Annotated in this window: 17 protein-coding genes; 12 read left to right on the forward strand and 5 right to left on the reverse strand. The window is 75.0% G+C overall.

Going from position 1 to position 17,990, the window contains the following annotated elements; genetic code table 11:
• Window positions 1-83: 83 nt before the first annotated feature.
• The 4 genes from AB0P06_RS22980 to AB0P06_RS22995 all read right to left on the reverse strand — a co-directional run bounded on the left by AB0P06_RS22980 (window position 84) and on the right by AB0P06_RS22995 (window position 4,628).
• A complete protein-coding gene (locus AB0P06_RS22980) occupies window positions 84-1,388 on the reverse strand; it encodes a PLP-dependent aminotransferase family protein (protein ID WP_363610171.1) in 1,305 nt (434 codons plus the stop codon).
• Entirely contained in the window at window positions 1,385-2,323 is a 939-nt protein-coding gene (locus AB0P06_RS22985) for an alpha/beta hydrolase (protein ID WP_363610173.1), read from the reverse strand. The genes AB0P06_RS22980 and AB0P06_RS22985 overlap by 4 nt, the downstream gene beginning before the upstream one ends.
• A 303-nt stretch (window positions 2,324-2,626) precedes the next feature.
• Window positions 2,627-3,400 carry a methyltransferase domain-containing protein gene (locus AB0P06_RS22990; protein WP_363610175.1) on the reverse strand — a complete coding sequence of 258 codons (774 nt, stop codon included), beginning with the start codon at window positions 3,398-3,400 and terminating at the stop codon, window positions 2,627-2,629.
• 139 nt (window positions 3,401-3,539) lie between these two features.
• On the reverse strand, window positions 3,540-4,628 hold the full coding sequence (locus AB0P06_RS22995; RefSeq protein ID WP_363610177.1) for an alpha-hydroxy acid oxidase: 1,089 nt from the start codon (window positions 4,626-4,628) through the stop codon (window positions 3,540-3,542).
• Window positions 4,629-4,810: 182 nt separating this feature from the next.
• Here AB0P06_RS22995 and AB0P06_RS23000 point away from each other — a divergent pair, with 182 nt between their 5' ends.
• The 12 genes from AB0P06_RS23000 (at window position 4,811) to AB0P06_RS23055 (ending at window position 16,384) form a co-directional block, all read left to right on the forward strand.
• Window positions 4,811-6,247 carry a fatty acid--CoA ligase family protein gene (locus tag AB0P06_RS23000; RefSeq protein WP_363610179.1) on the forward strand — a complete coding sequence of 479 codons (1,437 nt, stop codon included), beginning with the start codon at window positions 4,811-4,813 and terminating at the stop codon, window positions 6,245-6,247.
• A 69-nt stretch (window positions 6,248-6,316) separates the two neighbouring features.
• Complete coding sequence (locus AB0P06_RS23005) at window positions 6,317-6,607, forward strand: phosphopantetheine-binding protein (RefSeq protein ID WP_363610181.1); 291 nt, start codon at window positions 6,317-6,319, stop codon at window positions 6,605-6,607.
• Entirely contained in the window at window positions 6,604-6,864 is a 261-nt protein-coding gene (locus tag AB0P06_RS23010; RefSeq protein WP_363610183.1) for an acyl carrier protein, read from the forward strand. The genes AB0P06_RS23005 and AB0P06_RS23010 overlap by 4 nt, the downstream gene beginning before the upstream one ends.
• Window positions 6,861-7,979, forward strand: coding sequence for a beta-ketoacyl synthase N-terminal-like domain-containing protein (locus tag AB0P06_RS23015; protein WP_363610185.1), 1,119 nt, complete (start codon window positions 6,861-6,863; stop codon window positions 7,977-7,979). Before AB0P06_RS23010 ends, AB0P06_RS23015 begins: the two co-directional genes overlap by 4 nt.
• Entirely contained in the window at window positions 7,976-8,488 is a 513-nt protein-coding gene (locus AB0P06_RS23020; protein ID WP_363610187.1) for a beta-ketoacyl synthase N-terminal-like domain-containing protein, read from the forward strand. Before AB0P06_RS23015 ends, AB0P06_RS23020 begins: the two co-directional genes overlap by 4 nt.
• 151 nt (window positions 8,489-8,639) lie before the next feature.
• Window positions 8,640-10,259: a class I adenylate-forming enzyme family protein gene (locus AB0P06_RS23025; protein ID WP_363610189.1), complete on the forward strand. Its 1,620-nt coding sequence runs from the start codon at window positions 8,640-8,642 to the stop codon at window positions 10,257-10,259.
• Window positions 10,256-11,521 (forward strand): beta-ketoacyl-[acyl-carrier-protein] synthase family protein, encoded by a 1,266-nt coding sequence (locus tag AB0P06_RS23030; RefSeq protein ID WP_363610191.1) that lies wholly within the window; start codon window positions 10,256-10,258, stop codon window positions 11,519-11,521. The genes AB0P06_RS23025 and AB0P06_RS23030 overlap by 4 nt, the downstream gene beginning before the upstream one ends.
• A 41-nt stretch (window positions 11,522-11,562) precedes the next feature.
• A complete protein-coding gene (hppD, locus tag AB0P06_RS23035; protein ID WP_363610193.1) occupies window positions 11,563-12,636 on the forward strand; it encodes a 4-hydroxyphenylpyruvate dioxygenase in 1,074 nt (357 codons plus the stop codon).
• 56 nt (window positions 12,637-12,692) lie between these two features.
• Entirely contained in the window at window positions 12,693-13,610 is a 918-nt protein-coding gene (locus AB0P06_RS23040) for a phytanoyl-CoA dioxygenase family protein (protein WP_363610195.1), read from the forward strand.
• Window positions 13,607-14,587 carry a thiamine pyrophosphate-dependent dehydrogenase E1 component subunit alpha gene (locus AB0P06_RS23045; protein ID WP_363610197.1) on the forward strand — a complete coding sequence of 327 codons (981 nt, stop codon included), beginning with the start codon at window positions 13,607-13,609 and terminating at the stop codon, window positions 14,585-14,587. Before AB0P06_RS23040 ends, AB0P06_RS23045 begins: the two co-directional genes overlap by 4 nt.
• On the forward strand, window positions 14,584-15,546 hold the full coding sequence (locus AB0P06_RS23050; protein ID WP_363610199.1) for a transketolase C-terminal domain-containing protein: 963 nt from the start codon (window positions 14,584-14,586) through the stop codon (window positions 15,544-15,546). The genes AB0P06_RS23045 and AB0P06_RS23050 overlap by 4 nt, the downstream gene beginning before the upstream one ends.
• A gap of 46 nt (window positions 15,547-15,592) precedes the next feature.
• Window positions 15,593-16,384 carry a DUF3050 domain-containing protein gene (locus AB0P06_RS23055; RefSeq protein ID WP_363610201.1) on the forward strand — a complete coding sequence of 264 codons (792 nt, stop codon included), beginning with the start codon at window positions 15,593-15,595 and terminating at the stop codon, window positions 16,382-16,384.
• 70 nt (window positions 16,385-16,454) lie between these two features.
• On the opposite strand, the gene AB0P06_RS23060 is transcribed toward AB0P06_RS23055, so the two are convergent.
• On the reverse strand, window positions 16,455-17,804 hold the full coding sequence (locus AB0P06_RS23060) for an acyltransferase (protein WP_363610203.1): 1,350 nt from the start codon (window positions 17,802-17,804) through the stop codon (window positions 16,455-16,457).
• Window positions 17,805-17,990 lie beyond the last annotated feature (186 nt).

Genomic DNA, 17,990 nt, shown 5'->3' on the forward strand with positions numbered 1-17,990 from the left:
CCAGGCGGTGACCGATGTCGCCCGGCGCGTTCCAGGGCGAAACGCCCGGTCAGGCGCTCCCGGCCGTCAGGTGCTCCCGGCGGTCACACCTGGGCGCGGACGAAGCGCGCCAGGCTCTCGACGCCGTCCGCGATCTGCTCCGTCGTCAGCGAGCTGATGGAGAGCCTGAGCCGCCGCTCGCCCCCGCCCCCCGGGTAGAACGGCGCCATCGGCGTCCAGAGCACCCCGTGGTCGCGGGCGCACCGCTCCATGGCCGCGTCGTCGGCGGTGAACGGCACGGTCAGCACCGCGAAGAAGCCGCCCTCCGGACGGTTCCACGCCAACCCCAGGCGCCGGCGCTCCGGTTCGGGGAACCGCCGTTCCAACTCCCCCAGCAGCGCCGTCATGTTGGCCGCGTAGTAGGCCGTCGCGCGGGCGTTGGCGGCGCGCAGCCCGCAGTCGTGGTGCAGCAGCATGCCGCCGACGACGGCCTGGCTCAGCGCCGGGGTGTTGACGGTCGTCATGCTCTTCAGCTTGGCGAGTTCGTCGGCGAGCAGCGAGCGGCGCCCGCCGGGCCCGGCCACCTCCTGGTCGGCGACCACATAGCCGAGCCGGGCGCCGGGGAAGCAGGTCTTGGCGAAGGAGCCGAGATAGACCACCTGGCGGCGGTGGTCGAGCGCCTTCAGGGTGGGCCGCTCGCCGGGGTCACGGGCGAAGAAGCCGTACGGGTTGTCCTCGATCACCAGCAGCCCCTCGTCGGCGGCCGCGTCCAGCAGCCGGGCCCGGGCCGGGACGGGCATGCTGGTGCCCGAGGGGTTGGCGAAGTCGGGGACGACGTAGAGCGCGCGGGGCCGCCGCCCCCCGGCCCGGACGGCGGCCGCGGCGGCCCGGACGGCCTGCGGGTCGGGCCCGCCGTCCGGGCCCTCGGGCACCGGGACGGTGGTGAGGTCCAGCAGCCGGGCGGCGCCGGTGACGCCGACGTAGCAGGGCGAGCTGACCAGCAGCACGTCGTCCGGGGTGGCGCAGAGCGCGCGCAGGGTCAGCAGCATGCCCTCCTGCGCGCCGACGGTGAGCACCAGGGCCTCGGGGGCCACCGTGAGGCCCTCGTCGTTGGCCAGGGTGCGGGCGACCAGGTCGGCGACGATGCCCTTGGTGGGCCCGTACTGGAACAGGGCGGTGCGGACGGCGTCCCGGTCGAGGCCGCGGTCGGCCAGGTGGGCGAGGTAGGTGTCCAGATAGGTGTGGACGTCCTCGGGTTCGAAGAAGCCCTCGTAGGGGCGGCCGGGGGCGAAGGAGACCGCCCCGGGGTAGCGGGTGGTGACCTCGTTGAGGAAGGTCATCGCGTCCAGCAGCGGGTCCGAGAGGGAGGCGTGGAGCTCGCCGAGTGCCAGCGGCGGCGCGGCGCTCACCGCAGGGCCCCGCGCAGCCGCTCGGCGGCGTACCGCTGGGCCTCGCCGGCGGCGTCCAGGACGCCGGTCATGGCGAAGAATCCGTGCGGCACGCCCTCGTACCGGCGGGCCTCGACCGGGACGCCGGCCGCGCGCAGGGCCTCGGCGTACTGCTCGCCCTCGTCGCGCAGCGGGTCGTACTCGGCGGTGATCACGGTGGCGGGCGGCAGGCCGGCCAGGCTCGGGGCGCGCAGCGGGGAGGCGTGCGGGTGGTCGCCGTCGGCGGCGTCGGCGAGGTAGTGGCCCCAGTACCAGGCGACCGAGCGGCGGTTGAAGAGCAGCGGGTCGTCGTGCTCGCGCAGCGAGGCGGTGTCGGCGCGGTGGTCGGTGTTCGGGTAGACGAGCAGTTGGTGGCGGAGGGCCGGGCCGCCCTCGTCGCGGGCGAGCAGGGTGAGGGCGGCCGCGAGGTTGCCGCCCGCGCTGTCACCGCCGACGGCGAGGCGTTCGGGGTCGATGCCGAGGTCGGCGGCGTGGTCGGCGAGCCAGCGGGCGGCGGCACGGCAGTCGTGGACGGCGGCCGGGAAGGGGTGTTCGGGGGCGAGGCGGTAGCCGACCGAGGCGGTGACGCAGCCGACGGCGTTGGTGAGGCGGCGGCAGATCGCGTCGCTGGTGTCGGGCGAGCCCAGGGTCCAGCCGCCGCCGAAGAGATAGAGGAGGGCGGGCAGCCTGCGGCCGGTGGGCTCGGGGCGGTAGAGCCGGAGGGCGAGCCGGCCGCCGTCGGGGCCGGGGACGCGGTGCTCCTCGACGGCGGCGACCGGTTCGGGGGTGCCGGCGGCGGCCCGGATGTCGGCGAGGTCGGCGGCGCGGGCCTCGGCCGGGGTGAGGGTGTAGAGCGGGGGCGTGCCGGCGCTCGCGCGGCGGTCGCGAAGCGCCTCGGCCTGGGGGTGCAGTGGCATGTGGTCATCCCATCGGGCTGGGGGGTCGAACGGCCTGCGCCGGGGCCGGGCTTGCGCACCGGGCCCCGGCGGTCGGCCTGAAGGGCGGGAGGTCGGGCCCCGGCGGACGATCGGCGAACGACCTCGCGGGCGGCGGGTCACCGCCCGGCGGGCATCCGGGGGACGGCCCGGCGGGCAGTGGCCGGTGTCCGCCGACGAACGTCGAACGGCCTTACGGGCAGCGGGTCGTGGCCTGTCGGGCAACCTGCGGACGGCCGCCCGGGCAGGGGTTCGGAGCCCGCCGGACGAGCGGGGGCCCGGCTCTCAGCGGTCGGCCTCGACGTAGACGGTCTCGTCCGTGCGGAACGCGGTGTCGAGGTCGGCGACGTCGGCGCGGACACCCTCCCGGTAGGCGCAGTGCCGGATCTGCCCGGGCTCGAAGCCGGCCAGGGTGAGCACGTGCCGCAGTTCGTCCAGGTCGTAGATCCACTGGTGGCCGTAGTAGCGGAAGATCTGGTTGACCAGGAAGGCCGGGCGCTGCGGCATCGGCGGGCCGAAGCCCATGGTGGTGAGCCGTCGGCGGTGCTTGGCGAGGAAGCCGTCGTCGGTGGTGTAGCCGGCCAGGTAGCGGGCCAGGTCGGGGGTGGTGATCCGCAGGACGCCGCCGGGGCGGAGCACCCGTCGGGCCTCGCGCAGCCAGCCGACCGCGACCGGCATGGTGACGTGCTCGATCAGGTGCTCGGCGTAGACCCAGTCCACGCTGGCGTCGGCGAAGGGCAGCGGTTCGGCGATGTCGAGCTGGGTGAACCAGCGGTCTCCGTCGACGCGGTAGAGGGTGCCGGGTTCGGTCGTGGTGCCGGGGGCCCGCAGGGCGGTGAGGTCGGTCCCGAGGCCGGCCGGGTGGGCGGTCCGGAAGGCGGCGAACTCGATTCCGGTGAGTCCGAGTTCGCGGAATCCCTCGTGATCGCGCGGAAGGCCGGTGGGGGCCGGTTCGAGCTTCTGACAGGTGGCGACCCCGGCGCTGAAGCCGTCGAGGCGGGCGGCGAGGCCGTCGGGGTCGTCCCAGTCCCAGCCGGGGAAGGCGTCCTGCTTCTTCATGGCGTCGGTCTTTCTGTGCGGGTGCGGGGCCCTGGTCCGGCGGGGCGGACGGGCGCGGCCCCGGCGCGGGGCCGGGGCCGGTTCGGGGTGCGGGCCGGGCTGCTGGGCGCAGGCCGGGCAGGTCCTGACGGGCCGGGCCCTACGACACGGGCCAGGGGGCGAGGGCGGTCCGGTTCAGCTCCGCGAGCCGGGGGCGCCCCAACAGGGCCATGGTGTGCTCCAGTTCGTCCCTCAGCAGGGTGAGGACACGGGCCGCCCCGGCCTCTCCCCCGGTGGCGAGCCCCCACAGGACCGGGCGGCCGACCAGGACGGCGCGGGCTCCGAGGGCGAGCGCGACGGCGATGTCGGTGCCGCTGCGCACCCCACCGTCGAGCAGGACCGGGAAGTCCGGCGGAAGGGCCTCCACGACCTCGGGGAGGGCGGCGAGGCCGGGCAGGGCGCCGTCCAGCTGGCGGCCGCCGTGGTTGGAGACCACGACCGCGTCGACGCCGTGCTCGGCGGCGAGCCTGGCGTCCTCGGCGGTCAGGATGCCCTTGAGGACCAGCGGCAGTCGGCTGCGCTCGCGTATCCAGGCCAGATCGTCCCAGGTCAGAGTGGGGTCGAACTGCTCCCGGGCGTGGTCGGCGATGCCCGAGGAGCCGGCGTCGGCACGGTGGCTGGCGGCCATCAGGGCCGGGTCCAGGTTGACCGCGCGGATCTGCGGCGGGACGGCGAAGCCGTTGCGCAGGTCGCGCAGCCGGTGGCCGATCCGGGGGGCGTCCACGGTGAGCATCAGGGCACCGAAGCCGGCCGCCTCGGCGCGTTCGATCAGCGCGGCGAGGGCGTCGCGGCGGCGCAGCCAGTACAGCTGGAGCCAGAGCGGGCCGGTGGCCGCGGCGGCGATCTCCTCCAGGGTGCGGCTGGCGAAGATCCCGGCGACGAGCAGCGCCCCGGCCCGGCCGGCCGCGCGGGCGGTGGCGGTCTCCCCCTCCGGATCGACCAGTCGGTGGTAGGCCATCGGGGCAATTCCGACCGGCAGTTCGAGCAGGCTTCCGAGCAGGGTCTGCGCGAGCGAGCAGACCGAGACGTCGACGAGCGTACGGGGCCGCAGTGCGTACCGGCCGAACATTTCCGGGTTCGCCGCCATGGTGCGTTCCGCACCGCTTCCACCTTCGATGAAGTCCCAAATTTCTGGGGGAAGTTCGGCGCGCGCAGCGCGCTCGATCCCGGCCAGCGTGAGTGGTCCCACGGGCATCCTCGTTCCCGGACGGCCGCGCTCGGACCTGTCCCGGAACGGGAGCGTAGGAGGTCCAGACCACATTGGTATAGACCTTGATTTGACCAATCGTCTGTGCAATCGTCTGGCAACGGAATTGGCCGTATTGGTTTGAACGGCGTCCATGTCAAATCTCCTCACTGCGTGGAGTGGCGTTGACCGGCATTTCCCTCTCTTCACCTCCGCCCTTCTCGCCCCCGCACACCGACGCCCCGGAACACTGGGCGGAACGGTTCCTGCTGGCCGGCCCCGGGGGCGAGGAGTGCCTTCGTTTCGGCACACCCCTCGACCGCGACGCCCTGCGCGCCCTGGTCGAGGGACAGGCCGAGCGGCTCTCCGCCGCCGGCCTGGGCCCCGGCGGGACGGTGGCCCTGCGGCTGCCGCCCTCCACCGCCTTCGTCACCGTGCTGCTGGCCAGTTGGCGGCTGCGCGCCCAAGTGATCCTGCTGGACCACCGCCTGACGGACCATGAGATCGACCTGGCGGTCGAACGGCTGGCCCCACAGGTGCTGGTAGGGTCGGCACACCGGCCCTCGGGGTCGCTGCGCGGCTTCTCCGAGGTCGAGCCGGTGGCCGTCCGACTGTCGAACGGCCGGCCCGCCGGGACCGGGCACGCCCTGGTCCAGCTCAGCTCCGGGTCCACCGGCCCGGCCAAGGTGATCGCCCGCACCGCCAGTGATCTGATCCGCGAACTCGGCTGCTACCAGCAGCTGGTGGACTTTCCCGGCGAGGGCGAGCGGGTGGTGCTGCTCTCCTCGGTGGTGCACGTTCTCGGACTGGTCGGCGGGCTGCTCAACAGCCTGCACGCCCGCGCCCCGCTGACCGTGCCGGAACGGATGACGGCCGCGGGCATCCTCGCCACCGTCGCCGCCGACGACCGGCCCACCACGGTGATCGGCGTACCCTTCCACGCCGAACTGCTGTCCGGCACGGCCGCACCCCCGCCGCTGCCGCAGCTGCGCCGGATGATCGTGGCGGGCGAACTCGTCCGCCCGGGACTGCCGGACCTCTTCACCGCCCGCTACGGCGTGCCGCTGGGCACCATGTACGGGATGACCGAACTCGGCGTCATCGCGACCGATCTGACGGCCGGTCTGCACCCGGCGAAGGAGCCGGTCGCCGGGATGGAACTACGGATGGTGGAAGGAGAGTTGCAGATCCGGACGGCCGCCTCGCCGTATCCGGGGCTGGACGATCCGACCCGCTGGTCGGACGGCTGGCTGCACACCCGGGACGCCGCCGTGCTGGACCGGGCCACCGGGCGGGTCACCGTCCTCGGCCGCCGGGACTCCCAGGTCTCGATCGGCGGCCTGAAGGTGGACCTCACCGAGGTCGAGCAGACGCTCGCCGCCCTGCCCGGGGTCCGCGAGGCCGTCGTGGTCTTCGACGCGGGGGCCGTGGAGGCCTACCTCGCCGTCGAGGAGGGCGCCGACCCCGCCCTCGTCCAGGACGGACTCGCCGGGCGGCTCGCCGCCTACAAGCGGCCGCGCCGCCTCGCCTTCCTGCCCCTCCTCCCCCGTACCGCCACCGGGAAACTGCTGCGCGACCCCGCCGCCCTGCGCGACGCGGCCACCGCCGCGGTCCCGACCTGAGACCCGGCCCGTACCCGACCTTCCCCGACACCGCGCGCGCCGCACGCGCGCGAGCACAAGGAGCACACCATGCAGGACCGCATCCGCGAGTTCGTCCTCGCCGCACTGACCGAAATGCAGTACGACGTCTCCGAGGTGACCGGCGACACCGACCTCGGCCCGGCCGGACTCGACCTCGAGTCGCTCGCCCTGGCCGACCTGTCGGTGCAGGTCGAGGACGAGTTCGGGGTCAAGTTCGACCTCGACGAGATGGAGTCCACCGCGCTGATGACGCTCGACCAGTTCACCGCCGACATCGCCACGCGGATCAACGCCACCACCGCCGCCGCCACCACCGCCACCGCGGGCAGCCCGGCGTGACCGGCACCGCACTCCCCGGCCGGGCCGAGGTCCTCGGCATGCTGGCGGCGTTCGGGCAGCGCACCGCCGACACCGTTCCCGAAGAGCTCGGATCGCTCGAACTGACGTGGCTGATAGCCGAGTTCGAGCAGCGCTACGGCATCGAGCTGGATCTCGACGACGAGCGGTTCGAGGCCGTCCGCACGGTCGACGCCGCCACCGAGCTGCTGCGCGAGGCCGTCCTCGCCGCCGCGCCCGCCGGAGCCGCGCAGCCATGACCGGCCACGCCCCGCCCGCCGTCCGGCCCGTGGTCACCGGGCTCGGCGTGCTCAGCGCCGTCGGCCACGGGCTCGACGCGCTCGCCGAGGCGACCGCCCACGGCAAGGCCGCGTTCGGCCCGGTCACCCGGTTCGACGTGTCCCGGCGTCGGACCACCCGGGCCGCGCTGCTCGCCGAACCGGTGGCGCTCGCCGACGCCGTGCTCGACGTCACGGCCCAGGCCTGCCGGCAGGCCGGCCTGACCGCCGCGGACGGCGCGGAGATGCCCGTCCTGCTGGCCCTGCACAGCGATCTGCGGACCAGGGAGGTCACCGCGGCCGTCGCCGCGGGGGCCGGAGCGGCCCTCGGGGTCCGGGGCGTCACCCGGGTCTACACCGGCGCCTGCGTCGCGGCCGGGACGGCGGTGGCCGACGCCGCCGCACTGGTCGCCGTCGGCCGGCACACCCGGGTCCTGGTGGCGGCCGGGCACCTGGTGGAGCCGGGCGTCTTCGGAGCCTTCGACGCCGGCCGGGCGCTGGCCCGCGACGGCGAGCTGCGCCCGTTCAGCGCCGGACGGACCGGCACCCTGCTCGGCGACGCGGCCGCCGCCGTGGTCGTCGAGGCCGGGCCCGCCGCCGAGCGGCGCGGCGCGCCCGTGCTCGCCCGGCTGGCCGGCTGGGGCCGGGCCGGCGACGCCCACCACGTCTGCCGCCCCGAACCGAACGGCGACGGGGCGGCGCGGGCCGTCGAGGCGGCACTCGCCCGGGCGGGCGCCGACCCGACGGAGGTCGGCTACGTCAACGCCAACGGCACCGGCTCGCCGCTCGCCGACCTGGCCGAGGCGCGCGCGCTGCGGCGGGTCTTCGGGGCGCATGCCGACCGGCTGCCGACGAGCTCCAGCAAGTCCGTCCACGGCCACGCCCTGGAGGCCTCCGCACTGCTCGAACTCGCCGTCACCATAGCGGCGTTGCGCGACGGCCTGCTGCCGGTGAACGCCGGCTGGCTCGGCCCGGACCCGGACGTCGGCCTCGACCTGGTCCTGGACGGCCCGCGCGCCGCTCGCCCCCGCTACGCGCTCAGCCTCAACTCCGCCTTCGGCGGCGCCAACACCGCACTTCTGGTGGCCGCCGGATGAACGGACCCCGCATCCTCGCCGAGGGCCGCTGGCCCGACCCGGAGCTGCCCGGCGGACTCCCCCCGCTGCCCGGCTTCTCCGCCTCCTCGTTCAGCCCGCTGGTGGCCGAGGCCGCCGAGCGCTGTCTCCGTGCCCACCACGGCGCCGACGCACCGGCCCCCGGCCGCACCGCCCTGCTGCTCGCCAGCAGCGGCGGCGACCGGGCCACCGCGCGGGCCATCGACACCGCCGCCGCCTCCGGGCAGCGGGTGCCGCCCCTGCTGTTCTTCCAGTCCAACCCCAACGCCGTACTCGGGCACATCGCCGCCCGCTGGGGCCTGACCGGCCCCGTCGTGGCGATCAGCCCCGCCGAGGCCGTACCCGGGCACGTCCCGCAGGACGCGCTCGACCTGGCGGCGCTGCTGCTCGCGGACGGCGACGCCGACCAGGTCCTCGTCATCGCCGCCGAGCAGGCGGACGACGACGGCCGCCCCGACCGGGCCGTGGCCCTGCTGGTCGCCGCCGGCTGACCCCCCGGCCGCCCCGGCCGGACACCTCCGTGCCCTTCGAGCACCCCGCACGGAGCGCGCCCCACCGCGCCCACCCACCGCCATCGGGCGGACGGCCCCACCCGCCGCGCGCCGCCGCAGCACACCCAGCACCATCGGAGGATCCACCACCGTGAGCATCCGCAGTATCCGCACCCTTCTGGCGGACGACCCGGACGTCGGCGCCGGCAACGTACTGACCAGCCGCATGGCGCTCGGCCTCGGCCTGGACGAGCCGCTGCTGGCCTTCGACACCCCGGTGGACGGCCACGCCGCCTGGCACCCCTTCACCCTGCGGGAACTCGACCGCGCCGTCCGGGCCCGGGCCGCGTCCCTGCACTCCCTCGGCATCACCCGCCGCGACCCGGTGGTGGTGTACGCGACCGACGCCGCCGACCACGTCCTGGCCTTCCTCGCCCTCACCCGGCTCGGTGCCATCCCCGCGCTGCTCAACCCCAACGTGGACGGCGAGCGGGCCGCCCGCTACATCGGCCGGCTCGGCGCGGCCGGCGTCCTCGCCGACGGCCCGCACCTCGCCGCCCTCGCCGGCCACGACACCGGCACCCCCGTGCTTCCCGAGATCGGCGCGCTCGGCGCGGGCGACCCGGACGCCGCCCCGGCGCCCTACCGCCACTGGTCCGGCGACCCGGTGGCGATCACCCACTCGTCCGGCACCACCGGCATGCCCAAGGCCGTGGTGCACTCGCACGCGAGCCTGTACGCGGCGATCCGCCACCGGCTGCGGATGCCCCGCCCGCAGGGCCAGGAGCGGATGCTCAGCGCGCTGCCCGCGCCGCACGCCGCCACCCTGATCGCGGTCAACCTGGCGCTCAGCTCGCACACCGAACTCGCCCTGCTGTCGAAGCAGTCCGGCACCGGAGTGCTGGACGCGATCGAGCGCCGCCGGCCGACCGGGGTGATCGGCTTCGCCGCCACCTGGGCCGAGCTCGCCCACCACGACCTCAGCGAGCGGCACCTGGACTCCGTCGCGCTCTGGTGGAACACCGGCGACTGCGCGCACGAGGTGCACATCCGCCGGCTGATCGCCGCGGGCAGCCGGGAGACCGTCACCCGCCAGGGCCGGGTGCGCGCCCCCGGATCGCTGTTCGTGGACGGCCTCGGCTCCACCGAGATGGGCCACTCCCACTTCTTCATCACCCACGGCCCCGGCACCGAGCGCTACGGCCGGTGCGTCGGCCGCCCGCACGCCTTCGTGGACTGCGAGGTGGTCGGCCCGGACGGCGAGCCGCTCGGCCCCGGCGAGGTCGGCGAACTGGCCACCACCTCCCCCACCCTGGCGCTCGGCTACTGGAACGACTCGGCCACCACCTTCCGCACCCGGCTCCGCGGCCGCTTCCTCACCGGCGACCTGATGTACCGGGACGAGGAGGGCTACTACTACCACGTCGACCGCGCCGTGGACTCGATCGAACTCGGCGGCGGCAAGCGGCTGTTCACCGCGATGTCGGAGGAGCGGGTACTGGCCCGCTGCCCGGACGTGGCGGACTGCACGGTGGTCGCCGTCCGGGACGGCGACCGGGTCGTCACCGACGTGCTGCTGATCCTGGCGGCCGACGCCGACCCGCGGACCGACCGGACGAAGGAGGTCACCGCCGCCCTCGACGAGGCCACCGCCGCGACCGTCCGGCAGGTCCTGGTCGTGGCGGGCGACGACATCCCGCTCGGCCCGACCGGCAAGGTCCGCAAGGTGCTGCTCCGGCAGCGCTACCTGGACTCGGCGGGCGCCCGATGAGCCCGGCCGGCGGGCGCCCCGCCGCCGTCATCACCGGCATCGGCCTGGTCACCCCGCTGGGCCGCAAGCCCGCCGAGGTGTTCGACGCGCTGACCGCCGGCCGCTCCGGCATCCGGGCCCTGCCCGAGGGCCACGCCGCGCACGGCTGGCTGACCGCCGCCGGGCTCGCCCCCGCCGTGGACGGCCGCGAGGTGCTGCCACCGACCGAGACCCGCTGCGTGGACCGCTTCGTGCTGCTCGCCCTCGCCGCCGCCGACGACGCGCTCGCCGACGCCGGCCTGGTGGTCGGCCGGGACGCCGACCCGCACCGCACCGCCGTCGTCCTCGCCACCGGCGGCGGCGGGCTGGAGACCTTCGAGCAGCAGTCGCACCGGCGGCTGGAACGCGGCCGGCCCGGCGTCAGCCCGTACCTGCTGCCCGGCATGCTCTCCAACATGGCCACCGCCCGGATCGCCATCAAGCACGGTATCCGGGGCTACAGTTCGGCGATCGTGACGGCCTGCGCGGCCGGCGCCCAGGCCGTCGCCGAGGGGCTTCGGCTGATCCGGGCCGGGGACGCGGACGTGGTGGTGTGCGGCGGCAGCGAGTCCTCACTGCACCCGACCATCGCCGCCGCTTTCACCAACGCCCGTGCGCTGTCGAGTGGTTGGGACGACCCGGAGCAGGCGAGCCGGCCGTTCGACGCCCGCCGCAACGGCTTCGTGCTCGGCGAGGGCAGCGCCGTGCTGGTCCTGGAACGCGCCGAGCACGCGGACGCGCGCGGGGCGGCCGGCTACGCCGACCTGACCGGCTGGGGCGCCTCCACCGACGCCCACCACCCGACCATGCCGCGCCCGGACGGCGCGGGCGCCGCCGACGCGATGCGCGCCGCACTCGCCAACGCGGGCCTGTCCCCCGCCGACATCGGCTACGTCAACGCGCACGGCACCGGCACCAAACTGGGCGACGTCGCCGAGACGGCCGCGCTGCGCTCCGTCTTCGGCGGGGACGGGCCCGCCGTCAGCTCCACCAAGGGCGCGACCGGCCATCTGCTGGGTGCCGCCGGAGCCCTGGAGGCCGTGGTCACCGCGCTGGCGGTGGCCCGGGGGACGCTGCCGCCCACGGTGAACCTCACCGACCCCGACCCCGCCTGCGATCTCGACCACGTCCGGGGCGCGGCCCGGTCCGCACCGCCGCGCCCCGCGCTGAGCAACGCCTTCGCCTTCGGCGGCCACAACCTCAGCCTGATCTTCGGCCCGGCGTCCACCCGGGCCACCAAGTAGCGCTCCGCCCACCGTCTTTTCCGTACGTCCGGGGAGAACCGTTGTCCATCCAGACCATCACCCATGTCGAGTACCACTGCGCGGACGCCGACAAGACCGCCGCCGGCCTCTGCGCCGACTTCGGTTTCACGGCCGAGGAGTTCACGCCCGAAACCTCCACGCCCGGGGCGTCCGGGCCCGACGAACCCACCGGACAGCCGGAACCCGGGCTGCGGGTCGTGTGGCTGCGCCAGGGCGGCATCCGGCTGTCCCTCGCCTCGGCCGCCGACCCCGACCACCCGGTGGCCCGGTTCGCGGCCCGGCACGGGGACGGCGTCGCCGTGCTCGCGCTCGGCTGCACCGACCCGCAGGCCGCGCTGGAGCGGGCGGAGCGGCACGGCGCCCGGGTGCTCGACCGGGCCGGCGGGCTGGTCGCCGGCTTCGGCGACGTGGCCCTGCGGTTCACCGCCACGACCGCCACGAGCACCACCGCGACCCCCGCCGGGGCCGCCGACGAGGGCGGCGAGGGCGGCCCGAAGGACCTGCTGGACGCGCTCGACCATGTCGCGATCTGCGTCCCGGCCGGCGAACTCGGCCCCGCCGTACAGTTCTGCGAGGCCGCGCTTGGCCTGCACCGGATCTTCGGCGAGTACATCGAGGTCGGCGAGCAGGCCATGGACTCCAGCGTGGTGCAGAGCGCCTCCGGCGACGTCACCTTCACCCTGCTCGAACCCGACACCACCCGCCGGCCCGGCCAGATCGACGAGTTCCTGGACGCCAACGAGGGCGCCGGCGTCCAGCACCTGGCCTTCCGCACCGCCGACATCGCCACCGCCGTCCGGACCGCCCGCGGCCGCGGCGTGGAGTTCCTCACCACCCCGGGCGCCTACTACGACGCCCTGGCCGAGCGCCTCGGCTCGACCGCCATCCCGATCGAGACCCTGCGCGAGCTCGACGTCCTGGTGGACCAGGACCACGGCGGACAGCTGTTCCAGATCTTCGTCCGCTCGACGCACCCGCGGCGGACGCACTTCCTGGAGCTGATCGAGCGCCAGGGCGCGGGCACCTTCGGCACCGCCAACATCAAGGCCCTGTACGAGGCCGTCGAGCGGCAGAAGTCCACCGCCGCCGCCTGACCGGACCCCGCCCCGCCGAAACCCACCCTCGCCCTCTCCCCGAGGAGGCCCACCCCATGACCACCGCAACCGAGTTCCGGCTCACCGACGCCGAACGCGCCCTGCTGCCCACCCCCGAGGAGGTGGCCGGCTACCTCGAACACGGCTGGTACCTCTCCCGCCGGCTGTTCAGCGACGAGGAGCTGGACACCCTCCAGGCCGCCACCGAGAAGTACTACGAGGGCCACCGCGACCGCACCCTGGCGGTCCGCCCGCCCAACCTCGCCTCCTGGGAGCCCGCCCACGGGCCGATCCAGCGGCACAACGACTACGTGCACTACGAGAGCGACGCCATCGGCTCGATCCTGCGCAAGCCGCTGCTCGGCGCCGTCGCCGCGCTGCTCGCCGAGGCCGAGGAGATCCGGGTCTTCCAGGCCACCCTGATCTACAAGCCGCCGGTGCCCGGGGAGCCCAGCAACCAGGTGCCCTGGCACTTCGACAGGCACTACTGGCAGACCTCGACCTCCGACCGGATGCTGACCGCCTTCCTCCCGTTCCACGACTGCGGGGAGGAGAACGGCACCATCACCATGGTCGACGGCAGCCACCGCTGGCGCGAGCTGGACTCCGGCGAGGACTCCACCCGCCACTTCGCCCAGCGCTCCCGCGCCGAGCTGGAGGACATCCTGGCCGCCAACGCCGCCCACAACGGGCAGCAGGTGCGCAAGGTCCCGATGGTGATCCCGCGCGGGCACGTCAGCTTCCACCACTGCCGCACCTACCACGGCAGCGGCGCCAACCTCTCCACCGCGCCGCGCCGGGCGGTCTCGCTGCACCTCCAGGACGGCGCCAACGAGTACCGCCGGCACGAGAAGGCGGACGGCAGCCCGGTGGTCTACAACCACGACGTGGTGGTCCGGCGCACCGCCGACGGCCGGCCCGACTACGCCGACCCGGACATCTGCCCCACCGTCTGGCGGGGAGAGACCGGGTGACGACACCGCTCGACACGCCGGAGCGGCGGTACCGGATGCTGCGGCTGATCCGCGGCTTCGAGGAGCTGGCGCTCACCCTGGTCAGGTCCGGGGTGATCACCGGCGGCATCCACCCGTACATCGGGCAGGAGGCGGTCGCGGTCGGCGTCTGCTCCGCGCTGGGCGACGGCGACCGGCTCACCAGCACCCACCGCGGTCACGGCCACGTCCTCGCCCGGGGTGCCGACCCGCGCCGGCTGCTCGCCGAACTCGCGGGCCGGGTCGACGGGTTGAACCAGGGCCGGGGCGGCTCGATGCACGCCGCCGACCTCTCGCTGGGCATCCTGGGCGCCAACGGCATCGTCGGCGCGGGCGCGCCGATCGCCGTCGGCGCCGCCTGGGCCGCCCGGCAGGCCGGCGAGGACCGGGTCGCGGTCGCGTTCTTCGGGGACGGCGCGCTCAACCAGGGCGTCCTGCTGGAGTCGCTCAACCTGGCCGCGATGTGGCGGCTGCCGGTCGTCTTCGTCTGCGAGAACAACGGCTACGCCACCACGCTGCCCGCCGCCACCGCGGTGGCGGGCAGCGCCCTCGGCCGGGCCGCCGCCTTCGGCATCCCGGCCGCCGAGGTCGACGGCATGGACACCGAGGCCGTCCGGTCGGCCGCCGAGGAGGCCGTCGGGCGGGCCCGGGCCGGCGGCGGCCCCGCCTTCCTGGAGTGCCGCACCTACCGATTCGAGGGCCACCACACCATGGAGCGCCGGATGAAGCTGCGCTACCGCACCCCGGAGGAGGTGGCCGGCTGGCGGGCCCGCGACCCGCTGCTCCGGGCGGCCGAGGCCATCGGCGCGGCCCGCGGCGAAGCACTGGACGCCGAGGTGGCGGCCGAGCTGGCCGAGGCCGAGCGGTTCGCCCTCGCCTCCGAACATCCCGACCCCGCGGGCGCGTTGGACCACCTGTACGCCGACGGGACCAGGCCGCGGGCGGGGGCGGTGGCATGAGCCGGCTCTCCTACACCAAGGCGCTCAACCGGGCACTCGCCGACGAACTGGCCGCCGATCCCTCGGTCTGCCTGTTCGGCGAGGACATCGGCGCCGGGCTGGCCGGGCCGACGCTCGGCCTGCTGGACCGCTTCGGGCCGGACCGGGTGGTGGACACCCCGCTGTCCGAACAGGCCTTCACCGCCATGGCGGTCGGCGCGGCACTCGCCGGGCGGCGGCCGGTGCTGGAGTTCCAGATCCCCTCGCTGCTCTTTCTGGTCTTCGAGCAGCTCGTCAACCAGGCCCACAAGTTCTCGCTGATGAGCGGCGGCCAGGCGAGCGTCCCGCTGACCTGCCTGGTGCCCGGTTCCGGCTCCCGGGACGGCTGGGCCGGCCAGCACTCCGACCACCCGTACAGCCTGTTCGCGCACGCCGGGGTGAAGACCGTGGTGCCCGCCACCCCCACCGACGCCTACGGCCTGCTGCGCTCGGCCGTCCAGGACCCGGACCCGGTCGTGGTGTTCGCGCCCGCCGCGGCGCTGCCCGTCCGGGAGAACGTCACCTGGGAGCTGGCCCCCGTCCCGCTCGGCTCGGCCCGGGTGCACCGCACCGGGACGGACGTCACCGTGGTCGCCGTCGGCCACCTGGTGCACGACGCGCTGGCGGTCGCGCAGGAGGTCGCCGACGACATCTCCGTCGAGGTCCTCGACCCGCGCACCCTCCACCCCTTCGACTGGCCGGCGCTCGCCGCCTCCCTGGAACGCACCGGCCGGCTGGTGGTCGTCGACGACTCCAACCGGAGCTGCGGCATCGGCGCCGAGGTACTGGCCACCGCCGCCGAGGAGATGCGCCTGATCGCCCCGCCCCGGCGGATCACCCGCCCCGACGGAACCGTCCTGCCCTTCGCCCCCGCACTCGACCGCGCCCTCCAGCCGGGCCGGGAGCAGCTGCGCCACGCCCTGTACGCCGTCATGAAGTAGCCACCCCGGCACGGCCCTTACCACCACCCCGCCCCAAGGAGTCTCCATGTCCACCAACCGCTACCACTGGGACCGTTCGCACCCCGGCCTGACCGGCCTCCAGCAGGCCATCGACCCGCTGCGCCGCGAGGTCGTCGGGCACACCGTCTACGGCGGGCTGAACAGCGTCGAGCGCGTCCGCACCTTCCTGGACCGGCACGTCTTCGCCGTCTGGGACTTCATGTCGCTGCTGAAGAGCCTGCAGCGCGAGCTGACCTGCGTCGACGTGCCGTGGGTTCCGAACGGGCCGACCGCGAGCCGTCGGCTGATCAACGACATCGTGCTGGTGGAGGAGAGCGACGAACTCGGCGAGGGCTTCACCAGCCACTTCGAGCTGTACGTCGAGGGCATGCGGCAGGCCGGCGCCGACCCGAAGCCGGTCGAGGCCTTCCTGGAGCTGCTCCGCTCGGGCACCGCGGTGCCCGAGGCGCTGAAGACCGCCGGGGTGCCGCAGGCCGCCGTCGACTTCACCGCGACCACCTGGGAGATCATCGAGAACGCGCCGGTGCACTGCCGCGCGGCGGCCTTCGCCTTCGGCCGCGAGGACCTCATCCCGGACATGTTCGCGCAGGTCATCAAGATCGAGGACCCGGACGGCGGGCTGACCGTCTTCAAGGACTACCTGGCCCGGCACATCGAGGTGGACGGCGAGCAGCACACCCCGATGGCGATGCAGATGCTGATCGACCTCTGCGGCGACGACACCGCCAAGTGGGAGGCCTGCGCCGAGACCGTGCGCACCGCGCTGCGGGCCCGGGTCCGGCTGTGGACGGCGATCGAGGAGGCGTTCCCGGCCTGATCCCGGGGCACGGACGGGAGGGGGGCGGCCGGCCGGCCGCCCCCCTTCCCGTCTGCCAGGTACCGTGCCCTCAGAGCACCTTGGGAACGGTGGCGGCCAGCGGCGGCAGCACGTCCGCCGGGTCGCGGAAGCGGTGCAGCGCCGCCCGCCCCCCGGCGCCGCGCAGCCGGGCGGCGAGCCGCGCCGGCAGCACCACCGTGGTGAGGAAACCGGTGCCGTGGAAGCCCTCGACCGTCCAGGAGACCCACGGCAGCGGGTAGTTGGCGGCCGGGCTGAAGAACACCGGCCGCTGGCCCTGGAACCGCAGCTCGTACGCGCCGAAGCGGCTCCAGTTGGAGAAGCTGAAGCGCCGCCGCTGCGGGTCGAAGCCGAGCGGCATGCAGTCGCGCAGCCGGGCCCGGCCGATCGCCTCCAGGAAGCCGAGGTTGGCGCGCAGGTTGAGGTGCCCGGTGGCGAAGTCGTCCAGCGCCGCCCGGAGTGCGCCCGCGAGCGCCGCGGGCCCGTCCTGCGGGGTCTGCGGCAGGTGGACCTCGCTGAGCAGGTTGCCCACCAGGGCGGGTGGCAGGCCCAGCCAGCGGCGCGCGTCGACCGGCACGGTCAGCCAGCGCTGTTCCCGGTCGTCGTCCAACTCCCGCAGGACGCTGGTGACATGGGCACAGAGGACATCGCCCGAGGAGAGCCGGCGCCCGACCTTCGCGGTGAAGTCCTCGCGCATCCGGGCGATTTCGGCGTCACCGAAGTACAGCTGGACGGTCCGGTTGGCCCGTGGCCCGCTCGCCACCTCGCGGGCCAGCTGGGCGGCCTCCTCCGGCCCGGGCAGCCGGAAGCCGGGCCGGCCACAGTCCTCGGCGGGCAGCACCTTCTCCAGCAACGCGTCCTGGTCCTCGACCAGTTCGGCCTCCGGCAGCTCCTCCCCCTCCACCGCGGCGGACCAGGCGCGCAGCAGCAGCATGAAGCTCTGCAGGTCCCCGATCGCGTGGTGCCAGGAGCAGCCCAGCACCGTGCCGCCGCCCGAGGGCCGGGTGATCCGGACGGTGAGCAGCGGCAGACCGCCCGCCCGCGCGGCCGGGGCGTCCACCGGGTCGACGAGCTGCGCGCCGACCGAGGTGACCCGGCCCATCGCCTCCGCGAGCGTGCCGTCCACCTGGTAACTGTCCATCGGCACACCGGAGTCGTCGCAGACGGCGGTCAGCTCCTCCCCGTCCGTGCGGAGCCGGCCGGCGAACACCGGCACCCGGTCGAGGGCCCGCGCCAGCCCGGCGGCGAGCCGGTCCTCGTCCAGGGTCTGCTCGAAGAAGAGGACCACCGAGACCGAGAGGTCGGCCAGCATGGTGTCCATCAGCCCGCAGCGCAGTACCGTTCCCGGGGCCCGGCCGGCCCTGACGGTCCGGGAATCGCGCAACTGGGGCCAGACGCTCATGTTCCATCCCGGAGGGTTCGCGGGGAGTCGTGCACGTCACCCCGAACGGCAGGGCCGCACTCCGATACGGCGGGGCGGCACCCCGAACGATAGGGCAGTGGCCGGTCACTGATCCAGTGGTCCAGTCCAATTCATTGGCGCCGGCGGGGAACCGGACCGGCCCCGGCGGCCCGGCGGCGATAGAAT

Source organism: Kitasatospora sp. NPDC088351, assembly GCF_040685575.1.
Lineage (GTDB): Bacteria > Actinomycetota > Actinomycetes > Streptomycetales > Streptomycetaceae > Kitasatospora.

Excerpts from the sequence above, each read along its gene's own strand:
- AB0P06_RS23020 (WP_363610187.1), top strand. The coding sequence starts at position 7,976 with ATGAACGGACCCCGCATCCTCGCCGAGGGCCGCTGGCCCGACCCGGAG.
- AB0P06_RS23015 (WP_363610185.1), top strand. The coding sequence starts at position 6,861 with ATGACCGGCCACGCCCCGCCCGCCGTCCGGCCCGTGGTCACCGGGCTC.
- AB0P06_RS23030 (WP_363610191.1), top strand. The coding sequence starts at position 10,256 with ATGAGCCCGGCCGGCGGGCGCCCCGCCGCCGTCATCACCGGCATCGGC.
- AB0P06_RS22990 (WP_363610175.1), bottom strand. The coding sequence starts at position 3,400 with ATGAAGAAGCAGGACGCCTTCCCCGGCTGGGACTGGGACGACCCCGAC.
- AB0P06_RS23050 (WP_363610199.1), top strand. The coding sequence starts at position 14,584 with ATGAGCCGGCTCTCCTACACCAAGGCGCTCAACCGGGCACTCGCCGAC.
- AB0P06_RS22985 (WP_363610173.1), bottom strand. The coding sequence starts at position 2,323 with ATGCCACTGCACCCCCAGGCCGAGGCGCTTCGCGACCGCCGCGCGAGC.
- AB0P06_RS23040 (WP_363610195.1), top strand. The coding sequence starts at position 12,693 with ATGACCACCGCAACCGAGTTCCGGCTCACCGACGCCGAACGCGCCCTG.
- AB0P06_RS23060 (WP_363610203.1), bottom strand. The coding sequence starts at position 17,804 with ATGAGCGTCTGGCCCCAGTTGCGCGATTCCCGGACCGTCAGGGCCGGC.
- AB0P06_RS23005 (WP_363610181.1), top strand. The coding sequence starts at position 6,317 with ATGCAGGACCGCATCCGCGAGTTCGTCCTCGCCGCACTGACCGAAATG.
- AB0P06_RS23055 (WP_363610201.1), top strand. The coding sequence starts at position 15,593 with ATGTCCACCAACCGCTACCACTGGGACCGTTCGCACCCCGGCCTGACC.